This window comes from Candidatus Cyrtobacter comes (assembly GCF_034470605.1).
Classification (GTDB): Bacteria; Pseudomonadota; Alphaproteobacteria; order Rickettsiales; family Midichloriaceae; genus Cyrtobacter; species Cyrtobacter comes.
Window position 1 is genome coordinate 1 of sequence record NZ_JARGYT010000127.1, and the last position, 2,116, is coordinate 2,116.

1 protein-coding gene and 1 tRNA gene are annotated in these 2,116 nt (G+C 32.8%); both read right to left on the reverse strand.

All coding sequences use genetic code 11. The annotated features are described in order from the left end of the window. Positions 1-591: 591 nt before the first annotated feature. A tRNA-His gene (locus Cyrtocomes_RS05930) sits at positions 592-665 on the reverse strand. A gap of 805 nt (positions 666-1,470) precedes the next feature. Beyond that, a complete protein-coding gene (locus tag Cyrtocomes_RS05935; RefSeq protein ID WP_322498268.1) occupies positions 1,471-1,761 on the reverse strand; it encodes a hypothetical protein in 291 nt (96 codons plus the stop codon). Between the last annotated feature and the right edge of the window lie 355 nt (positions 1,762-2,116).

Below are 2,116 nucleotides of genomic sequence, written 5' to 3' on the forward strand. Positions count from 1 at the left end.
GGAAACAACCTTTTATCCATCTAAATACCATATTTATCGCCTCCAATATAATATTGCATCTTTTCCATTATTTGGCAAAACCTTTGTTAACAGTGCCTAGATAAACTTGCTTAGTAGAGGCTAAAAACTCGAGTCTAAGGTGCTCGCTTAATAAGAAACATTACTCTAAATGCATGCTCAGGATGACTATATAGATAGATGTTTAGAGATTTGGCGCTATATATCTATGCATGACAATGCCTATATTCTGCCGTACGAAAAGATTTGGCAAATATCAGGAAATAGTGCGTTTAACAATTATTATATTTTCTAACAAGGATCAAAGTTATAGATCCACTATAGCGGATCCCTACCCAAATCTTTATCGCAAATCAAAATTAGGCTTGATATAATGACAATTATTATATGTATCTAGTGTAATAAATAGTATCCTGATTACATCTTTTAATAAAGGATCTATTGAATCTTATTTTTATCTACAATGGCAATAAACCTCTCAAGGGTTACACTAATAGTTTCTATTTTTTGCTTTAGGATAAAACCATATTACTACCTTAAAATTAAGAAACCTCAACAATAAGATAAAACAGGGGTGAGCAACGGGGGTCGAACCCGCGACCTCTAGTACCACAAACTAGCGCTCTAACCAGCTGAGCTATGCCCACCATAAACCGAGAAACACATAATATGTACAGGATATCCTAAAAGTCCATACTCTATTATGATAAATATTTTTGCAGCATAGGCACATATTAGGGCTATAACAAAAAGTAATAAATGAAAAATATAAAAGATGTTATAATGTTTCGTAAAAATATGTATAGCAAATCGTATAGCGTTTTGTGCAGGACTTTTAAAAAGCTTCGTATAAAGATCTCAATCTTCTATAGTTAGCTTAAATCCTTTGGTCAAATAAGGCTCTTTATACAAGTTATGCTCTTAATAAAAAATAACCTGTTTGCAGCCCTTAATAAGCGACAACAAAGCCAATCTCTGACCAATCTTGTCTTTGATCTGGAAAATAGCCTGCAATTGATAAAAGCTGATGGTTAAATGCATTAATCAACCCACTCAATCTACCTCTTTCATATCAAGTGATTGCACTTCTTATAGGTTTTTTTAATAAAGGTATACAGTTCATCTATCTCCAATATTTTAATATATTCAATCTGATTTTTGCGCTCTTTAACAATCAAATTAACAATTTGACCAGCCTTCTTAATCCAGCTAAAACAGGCTGCTAAGGGTATATTCAATATATGTGAAATTCTACGAACCATATTCAGATATATTGGAAGACGCTTAGTTGCATTATCATATTTATTATGACCATTAGTAATGGTGTAATAATAACTCTTACATCTATAGCGCCGCTTCCCACGCACAAAACCGCTTTTAATATACTTTTGAGACTTACGACAGATACTCCATAAGCCCTTTTCTTGTTAATAATCTCAACATAATTTTAAATTAACTGTGTTCCGTAAGTAATAGTGGAAAAAGATCTTGATCCGAAGGGTATCCAAAACCCAAAGATGTATTGGTGTCTAAATTATCTTTATAGGATACTGGATCATGAATCTCACTTTGACCCAGATGTTTAATAGATAATTGGCCAGCATATTGATTATTATGAAGAGCAAGGTAATCAAGCCCATTTGCAACCGAACCAGTAATAAAACCAGCAAGCGAACCAAGTGTTGGGGCACTAGTAATAAGTCCAGCAGCGCGGAGAATATTTCTAAAAAAAGGTGACGGCATATATGTAATTAATATGAAGATATTAAATAAAAACTAAATAAAAGCAATGCTTAATACATAAGGTCTTACTAAGAGATAGCCTATAATTAGGGTTGTATTCTGTCTAGTGGGATACTTGTTATCCCACTTTATCTAAGCTCCTGTAAATTTTTAGAGCCCAGCTAGACGTCTTTAGCTATTAAATATCTAATTACTGTAATCAATGTTTTAGAAAACACTTGGAATAGTGTTTGTACGTTCAATAATATATCTTAAATAACTATATAGCTAACTCAATATAAAACGTCATATAAAATAAGAGTTAAAAAGCTAGAGCAATGTGTGGAGCGGCGGATTTGCTTTGCCTGAGTCCATT

What these genes read in the sequence shown, in the direction of transcription:
- Cyrtocomes_RS05935 (WP_322498268.1), bottom strand. Translation starts at nt 1,761, where the DNA reads ATGCCGTCACCTTTTTTTAGAAATATTCTCCGCGCTGCTGGACTTATT.